The 15,474-nt window shown below is 67.3% G+C and carries 16 protein-coding genes and 1 pseudogene; 7 read left to right on the top strand and 10 right to left on the bottom strand.

From position 1 onward, the window contains the following. Window positions 1-54: 54 nt before the first annotated feature. The 4 genes from ACFVZW_RS25860 to ACFVZW_RS25845 all read right to left on the bottom strand — a co-directional run bounded on the left by ACFVZW_RS25860 (window position 55) and on the right by ACFVZW_RS25845 (window position 2,708). The gene (locus ACFVZW_RS25860) at window positions 55-699 is read right to left on the bottom strand and encodes a peptidoglycan-binding protein (RefSeq protein ID WP_384525656.1); all 645 of its coding nucleotides are present in this window, start codon (window positions 697-699) and stop codon (window positions 55-57) included. 209 nt (window positions 700-908) lie between these two features. After that, window positions 909-1,124, bottom strand: a complete 216-nt coding sequence (locus tag ACFVZW_RS25855) for a DUF6243 family protein (RefSeq protein ID WP_384525650.1) — start codon at window positions 1,122-1,124, stop codon at window positions 909-911. Window positions 1,125-1,466: 342 nt separating this feature from the next. Beyond that, a complete protein-coding gene (locus tag ACFVZW_RS25850) occupies window positions 1,467-2,171 on the bottom strand; it encodes a DUF4328 domain-containing protein (protein ID WP_384525648.1) in 705 nt (234 codons plus the stop codon). 393 nt (window positions 2,172-2,564) lie between these two features. Then, a complete protein-coding gene (locus ACFVZW_RS25845; protein ID WP_384525645.1) occupies window positions 2,565-2,708 on the bottom strand; it encodes a hypothetical protein in 144 nt (47 codons plus the stop codon). Window positions 2,709-2,921: 213 nt separating this feature from the next. Between ACFVZW_RS25845 and ACFVZW_RS25840 the strand changes: the two genes are divergently transcribed. Next, window positions 2,922-3,170, top strand: a complete 249-nt coding sequence (locus tag ACFVZW_RS25840; RefSeq protein ID WP_384525642.1) for a hypothetical protein — start codon at window positions 2,922-2,924, stop codon at window positions 3,168-3,170. A 471-nt stretch (window positions 3,171-3,641) separates the two neighbouring features. Continuing rightward, entirely contained in the window at window positions 3,642-4,358 is a 717-nt protein-coding gene (locus ACFVZW_RS25835; protein WP_384525640.1) for a hypothetical protein, read from the top strand. 279 nt (window positions 4,359-4,637) lie between these two features. Here the strand turns inward: ACFVZW_RS25835 and ACFVZW_RS25830 are convergent, their stop codons facing one another. Both ACFVZW_RS25830 and ACFVZW_RS25825 read right to left on the bottom strand, forming a co-directional pair. Beyond that, entirely contained in the window at window positions 4,638-5,255 is a 618-nt protein-coding gene (locus ACFVZW_RS25830) for a DUF1707 domain-containing protein (protein WP_384525637.1), read from the bottom strand. A 374-nt stretch (window positions 5,256-5,629) separates the two neighbouring features. Continuing rightward, the gene (locus ACFVZW_RS25825) at window positions 5,630-6,826 is read right to left on the bottom strand and encodes an MFS transporter (protein ID WP_384525635.1); all 1,197 of its coding nucleotides are present in this window, start codon (window positions 6,824-6,826) and stop codon (window positions 5,630-5,632) included. Window positions 6,827-6,950: 124 nt separating this feature from the next. On the opposite strand from ACFVZW_RS25825, the gene ACFVZW_RS25820 reads away from it, so the two are divergent. The 3 genes from ACFVZW_RS25820 to ACFVZW_RS25810 all read left to right on the top strand — a co-directional run bounded on the left by ACFVZW_RS25820 (window position 6,951) and on the right by ACFVZW_RS25810 (window position 9,205). Beyond that, window positions 6,951-7,283 (top strand): ArsR/SmtB family transcription factor, encoded by a 333-nt coding sequence (locus tag ACFVZW_RS25820; protein WP_384525632.1) that lies wholly within the window; start codon window positions 6,951-6,953, stop codon window positions 7,281-7,283. Window positions 7,284-7,564: 281 nt separating this feature from the next. Next, complete coding sequence (locus tag ACFVZW_RS25815) at window positions 7,565-8,287, top strand: dienelactone hydrolase family protein (RefSeq protein WP_384525629.1); 723 nt, start codon at window positions 7,565-7,567, stop codon at window positions 8,285-8,287. A 381-nt stretch (window positions 8,288-8,668) separates the two neighbouring features. Next, the gene (locus ACFVZW_RS25810) at window positions 8,669-9,205 is read left to right on the top strand and encodes a DUF4240 domain-containing protein (protein ID WP_384525626.1); all 537 of its coding nucleotides are present in this window, start codon (window positions 8,669-8,671) and stop codon (window positions 9,203-9,205) included. 82 nt (window positions 9,206-9,287) lie between these two features. Here ACFVZW_RS25810 and ACFVZW_RS25805 read toward each other — a convergent pair. Further along, window positions 9,288-9,643: pseudogene (locus ACFVZW_RS25805) on the bottom strand (HGxxPAAW family protein). 106 nt (window positions 9,644-9,749) lie between these two features. Here ACFVZW_RS25805 and ACFVZW_RS25800 point away from each other — a divergent pair. Then, window positions 9,750-10,256, top strand: coding sequence for a MarR family transcriptional regulator (locus ACFVZW_RS25800; protein ID WP_384525623.1), 507 nt, complete (start codon window positions 9,750-9,752; stop codon window positions 10,254-10,256). A 951-nt stretch (window positions 10,257-11,207) separates the two neighbouring features. Here the strand turns inward: ACFVZW_RS25800 and ACFVZW_RS25795 are convergent. Together ACFVZW_RS25795 and ACFVZW_RS25790 are read right to left on the bottom strand one after the other, a co-directional pair. Further along, a complete protein-coding gene (locus tag ACFVZW_RS25795) occupies window positions 11,208-11,567 on the bottom strand; it encodes a hypothetical protein (RefSeq protein ID WP_384525620.1) in 360 nt (119 codons plus the stop codon). A gap of 1,090 nt (window positions 11,568-12,657) precedes the next feature. Beyond that, entirely contained in the window at window positions 12,658-13,065 is a 408-nt protein-coding gene (locus ACFVZW_RS25790; protein WP_384525617.1) for a peptidase inhibitor family I36 protein, read from the bottom strand. A gap of 285 nt (window positions 13,066-13,350) precedes the next feature. Here ACFVZW_RS25790 and ACFVZW_RS25785 point away from each other — a divergent pair, with 285 nt between their 5' ends. Next, window positions 13,351-14,208 (top strand): helix-turn-helix domain-containing protein, encoded by an 858-nt coding sequence (locus tag ACFVZW_RS25785; RefSeq protein WP_384525614.1) that lies wholly within the window; start codon window positions 13,351-13,353, stop codon window positions 14,206-14,208. Window positions 14,209-14,543: 335 nt separating this feature from the next. On the opposite strand, the gene ACFVZW_RS25780 is transcribed toward ACFVZW_RS25785, so the two are convergent. Beyond that, the gene (locus ACFVZW_RS25780; RefSeq protein ID WP_384525653.1) at window positions 14,544-15,248 is read right to left on the bottom strand and encodes a hypothetical protein; all 705 of its coding nucleotides are present in this window, start codon (window positions 15,246-15,248) and stop codon (window positions 14,544-14,546) included. Window positions 15,249-15,474 lie beyond the last annotated feature (226 nt).

The raw sequence follows: 15,474 nt of genomic DNA, 5'->3' as shown, positions 1-15,474 counted from the left end.
GGGCCTGCCTCCCTTCCGGGAAGCAGGCCCTGGGCGCGCCGGTGACGGCAGGAGTCAGCAGGTCCGGTAGTTGTAGCCGGCCTTCCGCCAGTTGCCATGACTGTCGACGAACTCGTAGTTGCCGTCCCCGAGGCGCCTCAGGTTGAAGCGGTTGACCGTACCGTCGTATCGCAGATTCAACGTCTGGCCAGCGGCTTCACTGCCCGACACGTACGCAATCTGCCAGTCGGCCGCGTAGCTCCAGGTCGCCTTGCCGGCGCTTCCGTCGACTGTCAGGTAGTCGGTGTCATCCTGGTACTTCGCGGTCGCGTTCTTGGTGTTGGTTCCGAAGACGCCGTCGATGTCCGAGGCCAGGTAGCCGTTTGCCCAAAGGATCATCTGCCACAGGCAAGTAGCGTTGGAAGAGGCGTTCGTGTTGATGTCCGTGACGCCTTCGTCGCCCCAGTCGTTGGTGTAGACGCCGGTCCCATACACATAGGCCAGGCCGCTGTACGTTCCGCTCGCCGCGGCCGGGGTGGTGCTCACGGCGAGGAGGGCGGCGGTCAGTGCCCCCACCGTGCATGCGCCCAGCTTGATGCGCAGTCTGTGCCAACTCATGAAGACTCCCGGATTCAGGCCCCCCTTGGAGCCGGATCGCGCCATTACACAGCTCTCGCGGCCGAATCCGTGCCGCCAATTCACGCCATAAGTTAAGGTCATGTTCACGCCAACTCTCTTTGCCGTTTGTGCGTCGAGGCTGGCTTCGGGCCGGTCCGGGCACCGACGGCGCGGAGGCCAAGGCTGAGGAGGCGGGCAGCGCGGAGCAAGGAAGCAGGGCGCGGAGCTTCCCGGGCGACCAGCAGGGCCCGGACCGCGCGTCGCGGGTCCGGGCCCTGCCCCGAGCGGTGCTGCCCTGCAGCGGCGGTGCGTCAGCTCTGTGCGGTGTCGTCGCTCGCTTGCGCGGCGTCCTCAGCTGCGCGTGCCTTCTCGCGCATCTTGCGCACCAGCTCTGCCTTCTTGTCCGCTGCATTCTGGCGGTCGAGGTTGCGGTGCGGACCGTTGTTCTGCCGTTCGGCGCGGGACAGCCTCTTGCGCTGGCCGCCGCCCTGGCCCACGGGGTTGTTGATGTTCTTGCTGTCGGTCACGGGTTCTCCCGGTAATGATGTGAAGTGATCTACGGATTCATCGGTGGGGGACGGGCGGCGACGTCGAAGGACGTCAGCGGGCCCGTCACGCTCTCACTCGTAAATCGGCGTCTGGAAGAACATGACAAAGACGTTACCCGGTTCCGTCGGCCCCGCGCGCCACCCCTTTCGCCGCCCCGGCGTCGGCCGGGCCTCCGGCGAGCGCTCGGCCCGGCGGCCAGACTCGATCGCACACGCTCAACGGCCGATGGCGCAGGACCCTGTGACTGAGCGATTCACCTGACGGTCCTCGCCAGCTGAAGCGCTCAGTCACAGCAGGGTTGGGATCTACGCTGGACCGGCTCAGGCCGAGCCGTACGGCCCCTCGGTCGCCTTCCGCCACTGCATGGCCGTCAGCCGGACGGCGAAGTGCGCCGCGGCCGCCGCCGCGGCGATGTCCAGGATGTCGGCTGCCATCACCAGGAGCACGGCGTCCCGGACCTCGCCGGCGACTACGGCCCCCTGGTAGCACTGCCAGGCGTACCGGCTGAACAAGGTCGTGCTGACGAACAGGCCCCACCACAAGTTCACCGGCCAGAAAGAGACCTTGTACGGCTCACCGTCGGCCGGCAGCCGCATGCTGGCCCCCCACATGTCGACGGCGACCCGGTAGGGCATCCAGAAGTTCGCCAGCGGGATGAACCAGGATCCGATCGCCCAGCCGGGACCGTTGCGGAACCGGTCCGGCCCCAGCACGCCGCCGTCCCGGCGCATCCAGTAGAACCAGACGATGAAGACGACCGCGCAGACGAGGAACGCGACGCTCTGGAACTGCCCCGCCCGCTGGTACAGCGCGTCGGCGCCGTCCAGCTCCTGCTCGGAGGCAAGAGCGAAGCCCCGGTCCTCGTCAATCAGCGTGTACGCCCGGACGCCGGCGTAGACGGCGAACAGGTCGCTGAAGGCGACAGCGGTGAGCAGCGTCGATACTCCGGCCAGGAGGACGCGCGGCGACCGCGGCACCCGGTTGGGCAGCAAGGGACGCGGACGGAGATCGCTGGATGCGGACATGACGGTGGCCCCCCACAGACACGGAAACGGAATCGCCCACGGAAGAGCGCGCTGAGGGAAGATACGTCAGCCGCGAGCGGCCCGTCCATGTCAAATCCACAGGACGGGGCCCGGCACGGGGGCGCGGTACCGGCTCACAGCAAGCTGTCCAGTCGGCGAGGCCCGCCATCTGAAGCGCTCAGTCACAACACCATGTAACTGTCGCCTCGGGTTGTCCCAGTAGAAGTCGGTCCCCTCGTCGTCCTGGCTGCCGAAGTTGGTGTTGCTGCTGGACTTACCGGCAGCCGTCATCGCCCACGGGTCGCCGTCGATGGTGAGGGCGGTCTGCAGGGTCTGGGACGAGCAGCTGCGGACGCGAGGGGGTGCCGGTGAAGCCACCGACGATGGCCTCGGTCACTGACGCCTGCGTACCTCGAGCCATCCGCAGACGCCCGGCAGGTACTTCTGGCCGAGGCCTTTGATGGCCAGGCCTTCCGCGCTGGGGGTTTCGGTCCAGGAGGTCAGCCACTCCTGGGCGATGGCCGGATCCGTCCTCACCGGACAGAGCGTCGAGGGGCGGCGGCAGGTTGTGCTCGGTGAAGAAAGCTCTGTCCGCAGTTCGGTGCAGAACGCGATCAGAATGCCGTCCGGTCGGGGCGGGCACCCTCGTGCCTGAGTACGCGTACTCAGGCACGCGAGGCACCGGAGTGGAACCGTCGGCCCGTGGACTCTTTCTCGCATGCAACAGGTCGGACACTGCTACCGCCGGTGATGACCGGGATGGTCCTTCTCATCATTCTCGGGATGCTGCGCGGAGTCGCCTGGCTCCTCTTCTCCAGCCATGATTGCAAAGGCCGCACCAACGACGGGGACTACAACACTCCCGGCGAAGGGATCGCCTCCGGGCTCGCGCACCTCGGCGAGGATGTGTATCGATGGACAGGGCTCGCAGCGGCCGTGGTCTTCGCCGGGATGAGCGTGTGGGCCAGCGTCGCGATCGTGGCCACCCGTCGGGGTTGAATCGCCGTTAGGGCGGAGTGAGGGCACGGGCACGCAGGAGTGAGAGAGATGCGCGTCCGTACATGCTTCTCTTCAGCAGCTTCACGCGGCAGACATGGCGGCCAGCAGGTCTGGAAGACCGGCCTCGACGGACTCCCCTGGTGTCGGCCTGAACCTCCAGGACGGCAGGGTCATGGTGATCGCAAGACCAGCGCGACATCGGCGATCGCGAACAAAAACTGCACGTCCTCGACGCTGCCACCGGCAAGGAGCGCGACGTCCGCAGCTTCAACGACAGCGTCTCCCCGGACAAGATCTTCGAGTACAAGGGCCTGCTCATCGGCGCCGGCCTGAGCAACTACGTACCACCGCCACCCCCCTTCACAGCGTACGAACGCTCGTGACCCCGCACTGACGTTTCAGAGGGTGGCCTCCAGTCGCCCTCCCGGCAGGCGAGTTCGGCGACAGTCAGGTGGTCGGGACGTCGAGATCGTGTTGACCGACGGGATCGTGCATCGGGTGGACGGCGCCAACGCGACCGCCGCCACCGCCTTCGTCACCGCACTGACCGCCGCTCTGCCCGAGCAGCGGGACCCGGGCGGAAGTGCCCGGGTCACCGTCACCTCTCTTGAACAGCCACAAGATGAGGAGGGGAAGGACAAGTCGAGGCTGACGGACTACGTGTCACTGACGATCCTCGGCCCCCTTGTTCTCACGTATCTCGGGTACGCGATCTGGTCAGGCGTCACCCGTGGGCCGGAACTGATGTTCGTGATCGGCGGTGCGGTCCCGTTCTCCAGCGGCGTGCTCACGCTGCTCTTCGCTGCGGAGGAAGCACGGCTCCAGATCCCGCTGAGGAAGCGCGGGATCACTGTGGTCGCCAGGCTCGACTTCAGGACCACGGGCAGGGCCGCATGGTACAAGTACACCGACGCCGACGGCGTCGAGCACAACCACCGGAGCAAGTTCCGCGGACCGCAGCCCCCGCTCGCCTACGACCCGCAGAGACCCGGGAGAGCTTCCACGGATCTGGTGTGGGGCCGCGTGCTGTTCAAGATCTACGCCCGCAGTACGGGCGGACTGCTCCTGTTTCTGGCTGGCGGCGCACTGGCGCTGGTGCCGCTCATGCCGAGCTGGGAGCGTTCCAGGCACCAGCGCACGCGTCGAATCGTCCTCGATCACGGCGATGGACCCTCGTCGTGGCCCTGATCCGATGGATCGTCTTGCATGACGCGAGCGCAACTGACGGCCGTGCGATGGGAATTCATCGGGCCGTACCTGCCAATCGGCAGGTACGGCCCGTTTCCCACGCGGCTGCGGCCGCAGTTCGAGATGTATGTCAGCCAGGCTGAAGCCACAGACGGCGGTCGCCACATCGTCACAATCGGCAGCAACAGCCGCACCAGTCACACCCATTGGTCGTCGGTCAGATCACCAAGAGCCGCTGCAAGATCGTTTCAGTTCCTGGTCAACACCTCGGCACGCGTCCTAGCCCTGCGTCGGGTTGCTGTCCAGCTTGCGCCGTTCCCGGCGGTTGGGGTGGCGGATGACTACCCCTCCCCTGCCGCCGGACCCGGTGAGCCGGATCAGCGGAGTTCCCGGGAGCCGGGCGGGAGTGGTCTCGTTCTTCAGGCCGCCGGAGCCGGGATCCATGCCGCTGGTGTCTGCGGCCCAGCCGTCCGGGATCACAATCGTGACACCCGATGTCTCCCCGTACGCCTCCACTGTGACCTGCGTGAGGCGGCACTCAACCCGGGTGAAGTCGACGCTCACACCCCCCACGCCTCCGTGGGCGATCACATGTCCGGGAACCTCCCAGCGCCCGGGGCCTCGAGACGCGCCGTACATGCCGCCCTTGAGCACCAGCGGCGGCTGGCTCTCAGAGGCACTCAGCCTCGGCAAGTCGGCGGTCAGGGCGGCCAACTCGGCGTGAGTCTTGGACTTCAGCGCCTGCTCCAAGCGCGAATCCAGCTCATCGAGATCGATTCGCCCCTCGGCTACCGCATCGCGCAGCTGCTCCACCACTGCTTCCCGGTCGTCGTGAGAGGCGCGGAGCTCTCCCGATGGATCATGGCGCGGAGAGGGCTCCGGAGGCTGGATGGTCATGGTCACGAGAATAGGCGGCCATCGGACTGGGCGGACTGGGACTGCCCATCTCAACCACCGTCTAGGGGCCGAGGTTGCACCGATCCATGGGCGTAAACAGCCGCGCTTCACCTGCTGCGCGGCACCGCCAACCCCGGTCAACTCGCAGGAGTAGCTGGTGCCAACGAGCAACCACCCGACATGAAGCCAGCAGCTGCCACCTCACCCCGCTACAGGAGCAGGATCTGGCCACCGCCGGCCTCGGCCAGGCTGTCTGAGTCCCCAGCCTGCCCCGGGGCGCCTCTGCAGCGCTTTCCAGATGTTGAGGCTGCCGGTATGGAACGATGTGTCCCCGGACCCGGTATCGACCCCGGGAACACTGTAAGGGGGACCAGTCACGCCTTGGACTTCTCTGGGCTGGCCGAGGTCGGCGCCGGCGTCACGGGGGTGGGCGCAGCGGGGCGACGCATGGTTCCCAGGTGCCCTAGGAGGGTGAGGGCAGTGACGCCGGCAGCCACCAGCCCAAGTTCGGCCGGGGCGAGCCCGAACCACTCCTGTGCCAGCCCCCCGAAGCCGCCGCCGAGAGCGACGCCGAGGTAGAGCGCGGAGGAGTTGAGGCCGAGCAGGACCGGCGCGGCTGCGGGGCTGAGGGAGATGAGCCGGTGCTGCTGCGGGACGACGATGACGCCGACGCTCATGCCCCAGACCGCCGCCCACACCAGGGTGGGCACGAAGGCGCGTGTCGCCAGCGGAGTCAGTGCCAGGGCGAGCGTCGCGAGGGCGAGGAAGCCGGTGAGGACGCGGGCGGAGTCGTACCGGTCGATGAGCCGTCCGGCGGTGATGTTCCCGGCCAGGGTGCCGACGCCCCAGGCCAGCAGGATCCAGGTCAGTAGCGACTCGTTGCCGCCGGTGGCGTCGCTCAGGGCCGGGGCGATGCAGGTGTAGAGGGTGTAGGCGCCGAGGAAAGCGAGGGAGGTGACTGCCAGCAGTGCCAGTACGCGGCCCTGCTTGAGCGGACGCAGGCGGTCGGGCAGCGAGGCGGCGGGGAGCGTCACCGTGGGGAGGCCGACGGTGACGCCGACGATCGCCAGCAGGCCGATCCCGGCGACGGCCCACAGGGTGATGTGCCAGTCGGTGCGGCCGATCAGCGTGCCGAGCGGCAGTCCCAGCGCGGTCGCCAAGGTCAGGCCGCCCAACACGAAGGCCAGGGCCCGGCCACGGCGTTCCGGCGGAGCGATTGCCGCGGCGGTGCTGGACGCAGCGGAGGTGATGATGCCCGCTCCCAGGGCGGTAACGATCCGGGCGGCCATCACCACTTCGTAGCTGGCACCCAAGGCGGTGACGACGTTCCCGATCACGAACACGCCTAATGCGATCAGCAATGCCGACCGCCGATCCAGGCCGCTGGTGAGGGCCCCCATCACTGGCGCCGACAACGCGAGCGTCAAGGCGAAGACCGTCACTAGCTGACCGGCCGCCGGGGTGGACACTGCCAGGTCGGCAGCGATGGAGGGGAGCAGGCCCGCGATGACGTAGCCGTCGGTACCGACGGCGAACGTCGCCAGGGCCAGGGGAAGGAGTCGTTTCAACAAGGATCGTTCCGCCCTTCGGGGGTGCCGCATAGGTAGGTGATCCGCACTGTAAGCAGTACATGGATGCTTGTCCATGTATCAATCAGTGGATAGGCTCTGGTCGTGGCGCGAACGGAGGGAAGCGATGCGTGAGGTGTCCCAGCCGGCGACCGAGTCGATCCGGATGGTGGAGGTGCTGCGTGCGCTGGCCGATCCGGTGCGCCTGGAGATCGTCCAACGGCTCGCTGTGACCGGCGAGGAGAGCTGCAACGCCATCGGCGGGGACCTGGACGTGCATCAGACGACGCTGTCCCACCACTACCGTGTGCTGCGCGAGGCGGGTGTCACCTGGACGACCGTCAAGGGTCGCTCCCGGCTGGTGCGGCTGCGCCGTGACGACCTGGACGCGTTGTTCCCCGGCCTGCTCGACTCCGTACTGAACGGAGCTCGCCGCGCACGCCCGGCCGTCGAAGGCTGACACCCGTCCCACCGTCGCAGAGCCTCCGCTCGGGAAGCCGCGACGAGACCCCAAGTCGATCTGTGTAGTGCCTCCGTGGCGTCCGGCCACGGAGACTCCGCAAAGAATCTGCTTTGCGGACCACGGCGGCACTGCTACGTTTCCGGAGGCCGTGCGAAAGAACGAGGAGGTGGTACCCGTGAACGCAGTATCGACATGGGTGCTCCCCTCCGGGGTCACGGTCGGACGATAGGCAGGTCGTCCGGGAGCGCCGTTCACGAGCACTCCCGAAAGGCACGACCATGCATTTCACTTCCGAACAGCGCCTGGACGACGGCGTCCTCGAACGCGAACTCGCCCTCGGCGAGATCCGCGGCACCCTGTGGACGCCCGAATCCGCCACACCGCTCCCGCTGATCTTGATGGCCCACAACAACGGCCTGCCCAAGGGGGCAGCCCGGCTGGTGGCCCGGGCCCGGAGCTCTGCGGCGTACGGCTACGCGGTGGCCACCATCGACGCTTCAGGGTGCGGCGACCGGACCCGTTCCGCCGCCGACGAGCAGGCTCGCGCCGACTTCCGCCGGGCGATGCAGGCCGGCGAGCCGGTCGACGAGATCTTCGAGTCCTTCATCGGCCCTCTGGTCGAAAAGGCGGTCCCGGAATGGCGGACCACCCTGGACGCCCTTCTTGCGCTGCCCGAGATCAGCGGCCCGGTCGGGTACTCGGGGTGGACCGCCGTCGGCATCCGCCTTGCGGTGGTCGAGCCGCGCATCGCGGCCGCCGGCTTCTTCGCCGGGGGTTATGTGCCGCGCGCCCAGCGCGAGGAGGCCCGGCAGGTCAACATTCCGCTGCTATTCCTGCTGCAATGGGACGACGAAGGGAACCCCCGGCAACGAGCCCTGGACCTGTTCGACGCCTTCGGCGCCACGGAGAAGACGCTGCACGCCAATCTGGGCGGACACACCGGCACCCCGTGGTTCGAGGTGGAGGACGGGAACCGGTTCTTCGACCGGCACCTGAAGTGAGGCCGGGCCATCAGGCCTGCAGCGGTAGGTGAGCGGTACCGGCCAGGATGCCGCCCTCCAGGGACAGGCACCGGCTCTCCGCAGCTCTCTGCACCGCGGACCCCTGCCCAACTCTCGGCAGGGGCCCGCGCCGCTCAAGACCATGGGAGGGATCCGGGTCGAACGGGCACAGGGGCGAATAGGCGCCCTCCTGCGGCTGCATGGCGCCACGCATCAGGACGCAGTAATCGTGGCGTACCCGCTCCACCCGCCTACGGACTCAAATTCTTGCAGCGAGTCGGATGCGCCTGACGCTCTCGGGAGCCGATCACGGCTTGTCCAGCCCGGTCGGCCCATCGAGGCCGGTTAGGTTGTCCGACCGTGGTGGCATGGTGTGCCCTCATGGACATCGAAGAATTCTGGCACTTGGTTGAACAGGCTCGCTGCCAAGTCACCGATCCATCGGATGCCAACGACATCGCCAATCAGGTCACCGCACTGCTGGCAACCCACGAGCCCCAGCAGATCCTTGCCGCCCAGCAGATCCTGTGGGACCTGATGGCCGCTTCCTATCGGGCACCGCTCTGGGCCGCGGCCTACCTCATCAACGGTGGGTGCTCCGACGACGGCTTCGACTACTTCCGCGGCTGGCTGATCGCCCAAGGCAAGGCAGCCTTCGAACGGGTCGTCACAGACGCCGATCTTCTCGCCGATCTGCCCGCTGTCCGTGTGGCAGCGGTCAAGGGAACCTGTCTGGAAGGCGAGCAAACACTGTGTATCGCCTGGGATGCCTACGAGAGCGCAACCGGTGCAGAACTCCCAAGCGACGCCTTCACGATCAACTATCCTCTCCTCGATCCGGCCTGGAACTTCGACTTCGGCGACGACAGCAGAGTCGCGGCCCGGCTACCTCGAATCGCGGCCCTCTACCCTGAGTGATCAGATGGCCAATTCACGGAACTGCGGTCAGAACCAATCTCAAAGAGTGTCATCAGTTCACCTGCATCGAGGTAGAGCCTGACTACGACGGTTGTTCCGCGGGCGTGGGCGCGATCGCGACGGCGGGGACCTCAGCGGGGTTGCGTCCCGCCAACCGGCAGCCAAGGCAGTCGGGATGGCCCCGCCGTGCCGCTGCGTCTCGGACACGCCAGGGCTGCTCATCAACTGGTCGCGGTCCGCTGGCTTTGCCCCACCCTGCCAGGTGGAGGAACCATGTGGTGAGAGCGGCGAGGGCAACCACGGCTCCACCAGGCCCAGTCCCATGGTCGAGCGGGCGGCGAACGCCACGCCCATCGCCGAGCAACCGACAGTGGCTATGGCGGTGCCTGTCCAGCCGGCGGCCGTGTGGCCCAAGTCGTAGCCTCCGTGCGCGCTCACGGTCGCCTCCTCTGGGAATGCGATGCTGGAGCGGTGAGCCGTGGCTCACCCATCAGGATCATCTTACCTCGCAAGATAATTTACTTAGATGCTAAGGGGATATGCCGTGCAGGGCAAGGTACGACCGGCGGCGACAGCCGAGCAGGCGCTGTACGCGATGGACCGGATGATCGCGACCGCGCAGTTCGGGCAGCAGGACATCGCACGCCTGCTTGGCCTCAACGTCACGGATCTGACCTGCCTCGGCTTCCTCGTCGAAGCCGCCACGGCCGGCGAATCCCTGGTGGCCGGCGACCTCGCCGACCGGGCACGGCTGACCACTGGTGCGGTGACCGGCGTCCTCAACCGCCTCGAGAAGGCCCAGTACATCCGCCGCCAGGCGGACCCGCAGGATCGCCGAAGGGTTCGGGTGGTCATGGAGGAGTCCGCATTGGAGCGCATCCTTCAGGCCTACGGCCCCTTCTACGAGCGCCTGGGGATGCTCTTCGCCGACTACAGCCCGGACGAAATCGCCGTACTGACGGACTGGTTCACTCGCGCCAAAGCCCTACTCCAGGACTCACTGGACGAGATCCGCCAGGGCGTCTCCGGACCGTCACCGTCTGACCGCTGAACACCCCGTCGCCTCCCACAGCCATACCCGGGCGGCCGAGCGGGATGAGCGGGGCGGCCGGACCCCGTCTTCAGGCTCGTCCCGGGGCGGGATCAGGCCCGTCGTCGCGCGCGGGCGAACTCCGCCTGGGCCTGCTGCCCGGTGACCGAGCTCCAGGCACTGAGCGTCGTGTCAGCGGGTGCGGGAGTGGTACTGCTGCTCATCGCATGTTGCCCTGCGCAGCCCACCCGCTAACCCGAGGGAGCCCACGTCAACGGACCGAGTTGACCGAACGACAGCACCCCGAACCCACCCAGGCAACCTGCGGAGTTGCAGATCAGGACTCCGGCACCTGCTCAGATCCACTGACAGACGACGAGAGCATCCACGTCTCCCATCTCATCTGAGGGGGATCGCATTGGCCAGACTCGACTGCTTCTTCAATGGAGTAGTCGCCGAAGTACACGCAGTCCGAATAGACCGGCTGCGTCGCGTACCAGCAGCTCGTTATCAACCCTACGAGCGCCAGAGCAGAGACCAGGTGCCTCCATGTGGGGCGACCTGACACAGGACGAATCACGCCGCTGATCATACGACTCGCCACGCAATCTCCCATGCCTCGGGACGGCCCCATGAAGCACGCCGTGGCATGCAAGAGAACACCGTGACGTGCGAGGTAGTCGAGCTGGATGGCATGGCGCTGGCCTCGAGGGGCAGGGTTCTCTGGATCTGCCGGGACGGGGGCATAGCGGCCTTGAGCGAGGCCCTGCCCCACATCGCCGACTGGGAGCGGCGCGCGAGCCGATCAGCCGGGGGCGGGTGAACTGACCGTAAATCTCGCGTACATGAAGCGGCATGGGCACACCGCGCTGGACCGTCCGAAGGCGTCATCCGGAAGACAGCCAGGCCCTCGGGCCTCCCGAACACCACGCCGCGGCGGCGCGTCCGGGAGGCCCGAGGCGCTTGCCGCACTCACAAGGTGTAGGCGAGTCCGTGGGTGGCAGCGATCTGTCCGCTGCTGTGGCCGGCGTGGATTTTGACAGGGTTGCCCTCGACGTTCCTGACCTTGAGGGTGGTGCGGATCTGGGTGCAGCCGCCGAGCTGGGACTTGGTGAGCTTGAGGGTGTTGGTGGCCGTCTGGTGGTGGCGGGCGTCGGTGATGTTCCAGTGGGCCGGCGGGCCCTTGATCGGGCCTCCACACGGTGCTCCGTCCGGCGCCTGCGGCTGGGCCTCGATCCAGGTGTCGGCCTTCGTGTACTTGTAGGCGGCCGTTCCCCCGGAACAGATCCGGGAGTCGACGATGCAGGTGGTCAGGTTCGCGTCCTGGACCACGGTGATCTGCTCGCCCGTCGCTGCGGGCGTGTAGGTGTAGCCGAGAGTGGCCGCGGTCGAGCCGCTGGGGACAGTGACCGTACTCGGGGCGGGCAGCGTCCAACGTGCCGCGGTCGGGGACGGAGAGGCGGGCGAGTTCGGCGCCCTCCGGGATCCGCATGGTGACCTGGCGCCCGTTCGTGATGATGCTGGAGTAGGAGACCACCGACAGGCGGCAGGTAAAGCGGCCCGTACTGGGCGCGGTGAACACCCAGCGCAGGCCCGGCGTCAGGGTCTTCTCCCCGGGCGGCACCAGATTCGCCGCCCAGTACGCTCCCGCTTCCGTGCCGTGCGTGAACTGAGAACCGTCCGCGTACTGGCAGCGGATCGCGAAGGTGAGCCCGATGTTGTCGCCAGCTGAGAGCGCATCGAGGCTGCTCGTGGTCAGATTCCGTGACCACAGGTACGACTTCTCCCCCGCCGCCGCATCGAACGTGATGTCCGTACCGGGGATGTCCCGGTAGACGTCGGGTGCGCTGGCCGGGTCGACCGGGTAGTCGAACACCCCGGAAGCCGCCGAAGCGGGGGAGGCCGACGCGATCGCTGCGGCTGCGGCTATCCCCACAGCTACTTGCTTGCTTCTGCGAAACCTGTTCACTTACATCTCCCGTAGTTTGACGCGATCGAGGCCCGGATCTGGGCGGCTGGCCTTGCGCGGGTTACGGAAGCTGGTCACGGCGTATTCACAGCTCCTACCTGGTCCATCCGCGCGCCGATGCGCCCAGTGCGGGTGAGGACGTGTCGACGGTGCGGCCCCAGCGCCGCCGCTCGCGGGGGCCGCAGTTCGTACCGTGCTCGTCCGCCGACTCCGAGCTGCGCAAGCCCGGCCATCAGCGCGACTCCGATGGCGATCTCCCGGCTCTCCAGCCGGTGATGTCGAGCAGCAGGCCGCCCAACAGCCGGCCGACCAGGTCGGCGGAAGCTCCGTTCACCGCAGTACCGCCAGGCATGAGTGCGACCGGTCGCGAGGGTCGCACTCATGCCCTGGGATTCGCTCTGCGGTTCCTCGACCGCCCGTCGTTGGCCGCTTACGCGCAGGCCGTACCCGGAATCACGGCTGGGCGGTACCCGTGCAGATCTTCTCCGAGTACCGGAACCAGGAGCCATCCGTCGTGACTGCTCCGGTGTCGCTGCTGAAGCCGCCGGCACGGATGGTGGCCACGGGGTACCACATCGACGCGGAGCCGCGATTGTAGAGCGTCGCCTTGACCGGCAGGTTGTTGACGTAAGAGTTGATGCCGTTCCACGGGGCCGTCAGGCCATAGTCCTCGAGCCAGAAGCATGCGCCGGTGCTACTGGCCTCGAAAGACATCGTGCGGTACTCGGTACTGCGGTAGAGGCAGAGCTTGCCGGACTCGCAGCCGCCGACAGCGGCGGCGGGGGCGGCGTTGGCCAGGGCGCCACCCGTCACGACGGCGAGCGTTGCAGTGATCGTTGCGCCGATTCGCTTGAACCGCATGGGTCTCCTCCTTGGTGAGTTCGGTTCGGTACATGGATCTCAGGCAGTGGCGGCATGCGACGTGCTGTTCCGGCAAGCGGCATCTGGTTTGAGGCCGTGTCGTCGCAGGGCAAGGCAGACACCTGACCGCCACTGTCCCGGCTCCCGGTGCGTCGGGAACTGCCGTGGTTTCCGAGACGAGAGTCTTGCGCTGCGTGATCATCATTTACAGGGTGTAAGAGTGCAGATAATTACGTCGCCCGTCGGACGCCGGACGCCGGGCACAGCCCGAGCGAGAGGTGCCCGATGAAGCCCACGCCCAGTGACCGAGGCCGCCTCAAGAAGATCCTTCAGGCGCGCCGAGCCGCGATCGACCCGGTGACCATGGGATTTCCCAAACGACTGCCTGGCCCCGGCCGACGGGCCGCCGGTCTGAGTCAGGAGCAGATGGACGAGCTGCTCACGCGCACCCCGGGCACGTACAACCGTTTCGAGAACGGTCAACTCGCCAGCCCCAGCGCCGATCTCCTCACCGCGGTCGCCAGGACGCTGCGGCTGGGCGAGCAGGAGTGGGCGTTCCTGTGGCTGATCACCCGCAAGGAGAACCCTCCTCACGCCCTGTACGACACCTCAGGGACGTCCATCGCCAGGGTGTGGCAGCGAGCCATCGACCAGATCGCCGGCGCATTGGCATACATCAGCGACGCCGAATGGAACGTCGTCGTTCACAACGACGACTTCCGCTGCCTCTTCCCGCGCGGACAAGCCCCGGCCAACATCATGCGCTGGATGCTCCTCGACCCCGAGGCCCGCACCGAGGTCCTGCTCCACTGGGAAACTCACTGGGCGCCGGCCCTGATGCCTCCCTTGAAACACAGCGTGGAGCTGCGCCCGGACAACGCCGCACTCGCCCGCCTCGAGTACGACGTCCTGACCGACCCCGTGGCCGGAAAGCTCTACCGCGACCACGCCTCCGCCCCCGTCCCCTACATCGACGGCTCCGAACTGCCCCTCCACCACACCATCCACGGACCCGGCACGCTCACGACCTGCCTCGCCGAACCCCTCGCGCAACCCGGCGCCCGCCTGAACCTCAGCTTCTACACACCCGGAGGCCTGATGACCGACCATCGGCACATACACGACGACACACTCACACGCTGAACGTGACAACGAGACTTGGGCTCCGCAGAGAAGGTGTTCCGCAACCTGCTGGCAGCTGATGGGCAGTACCCACGGGGCGCCCTACTCCGGTCTCTCACGCTTCGTCGGGGAAGAAGGCGTCCGCGATCTGCACGTGTTCGTCATTCCTCAGCTGTGGGGACACCCACCCACGGGGCCGTGCGTGATCAACGAATCGGTCATCGACGGGGACGTGGTATCACTCGGAGCATCAGCCCGCGCTGCGGGTTCGCAGCTGTGGCAATCGCAACTGGCCTCGGACTTGGGCCCACGTGCCTGGCAGGTGGGGACGAGCATCGCGCGGTTCGGTGGTTGGATCAGTAGCGGTGGCCGGGCCAGTGCGGGTCCTCCCAGCGGTCGAGTCCGGTGACGCCGAGCAGCCGTATCCGGTGAAGCAGATCCTCGGATGCGCCATGGGCACGAAGTCGGGCAGGTGCGTGGCGGACGAGCCAGGCAGTGAGCTCGGCGCGCATCTCCTCCTCGTTCTCCCAAGCATGCCAGGGAAGTTGGTCACCGAGCAGGTCGTACTCCCAGTGCGCTGCCGCTTCAGCCAGGTGTCGGTCGGCAACGGGGTCTCTGAGCGCTTCCCAGGTACTGAGCCACGGTCTCAGCGTGCCCGTCGCCTCGGCCATCAGGACGAGGAGGTCACACGCAGGCACGGCGGGATCCTGATCGGTGAGCGTGTGCGCCCACCAGGCCTGCAGGAACTCCTCCACTGCGGCGGCCTGCTCGGCAGGCCACTGCTGCCAGTGGCCGACAGCGAAAGAACGCCCGACATCCTCCAGGCCGAAGACGGGCTCGACGAGGCCGCTGACGAGGGCCGAGGCGAGCTGGGGCAGGATCCGCCGCAGCACGGATGCGTGATCGCTCCAGTCGATGGCCTGCCATGTGCGCCGCAGGAGATCGAGGTCCAGCTCCGCGTCCGGCACCTTCAGCTGCGCGAGTTCTTCCGCGCTGCCCCAGTGACATTCGCAGTTGGACTCGTCGGGGTGGGCGGTCATCCCGCGGAAGGTGACGGCCATGCCGTCCAGGGCGGCATCGAGGCGAAGTCGTGCGCGGGGCTGATCGAGGTTCGTCACGGGCGTACGCCTTCAGGGACTCCGGGGCTTGCGCCAGCCGGAGATCACCAACTTACAGGGTCGGGGGGGGGGGGGCGGCACCCCCAACAACCACACCACGCCACCCCCCCCACCACCCCAACCACACCCACCGGGGGCAACCAACACACAACACAACAACACGCCCAGA

This window comes from Streptomyces sp. NPDC059567 (assembly GCF_042735655.1).
GTDB lineage: Bacteria > Actinomycetota > Actinomycetes > Streptomycetales > Streptomycetaceae > Streptomyces.
This window is presented reverse-complemented; position numbering and strand designations above follow the sequence as displayed.

What these genes read in the sequence shown, in the direction of transcription:
- ACFVZW_RS25860 (WP_384525656.1), bottom strand. Translation starts at nt 699, where the DNA reads ATGACCTTAACTTATGGCGTGAATTGGCGGCACGGATTCGGCCGCGAG.
- ACFVZW_RS25810 (WP_384525626.1), top strand. Translation starts at nt 8,669, where the DNA reads ATGGACATCGAAGAATTCTGGCACTTGGTTGAACAGGCTCGCTGCCAA.
- ACFVZW_RS25820 (WP_384525632.1), top strand. Translation starts at nt 6,951, where the DNA reads ATGCGTGAGGTGTCCCAGCCGGCGACCGAGTCGATCCGGATGGTGGAG.
- ACFVZW_RS25780 (WP_384525653.1), bottom strand. Translation starts at nt 15,248, where the DNA reads ATGGCCGTCACCTTCCGCGGGATGACCGCCCACCCCGACGAGTCCAAC.
- ACFVZW_RS25850 (WP_384525648.1), bottom strand. Translation starts at nt 2,171, where the DNA reads ATGTCCGCATCCAGCGATCTCCGTCCGCGTCCCTTGCTGCCCAACCGG.
- ACFVZW_RS25785 (WP_384525614.1), top strand. Translation starts at nt 13,351, where the DNA reads ATGAAGCCCACGCCCAGTGACCGAGGCCGCCTCAAGAAGATCCTTCAG.
- ACFVZW_RS25815 (WP_384525629.1), top strand. Translation starts at nt 7,565, where the DNA reads ATGCATTTCACTTCCGAACAGCGCCTGGACGACGGCGTCCTCGAACGC.
- ACFVZW_RS25840 (WP_384525642.1), top strand. Translation starts at nt 2,922, where the DNA reads ATGACCGGGATGGTCCTTCTCATCATTCTCGGGATGCTGCGCGGAGTC.
- ACFVZW_RS25790 (WP_384525617.1), bottom strand. Translation starts at nt 13,065, where the DNA reads ATGCGGTTCAAGCGAATCGGCGCAACGATCACTGCAACGCTCGCCGTC.
- ACFVZW_RS25830 (WP_384525637.1), bottom strand. Translation starts at nt 5,255, where the DNA reads ATGACCATCCAGCCTCCGGAGCCCTCTCCGCGCCATGATCCATCGGGA.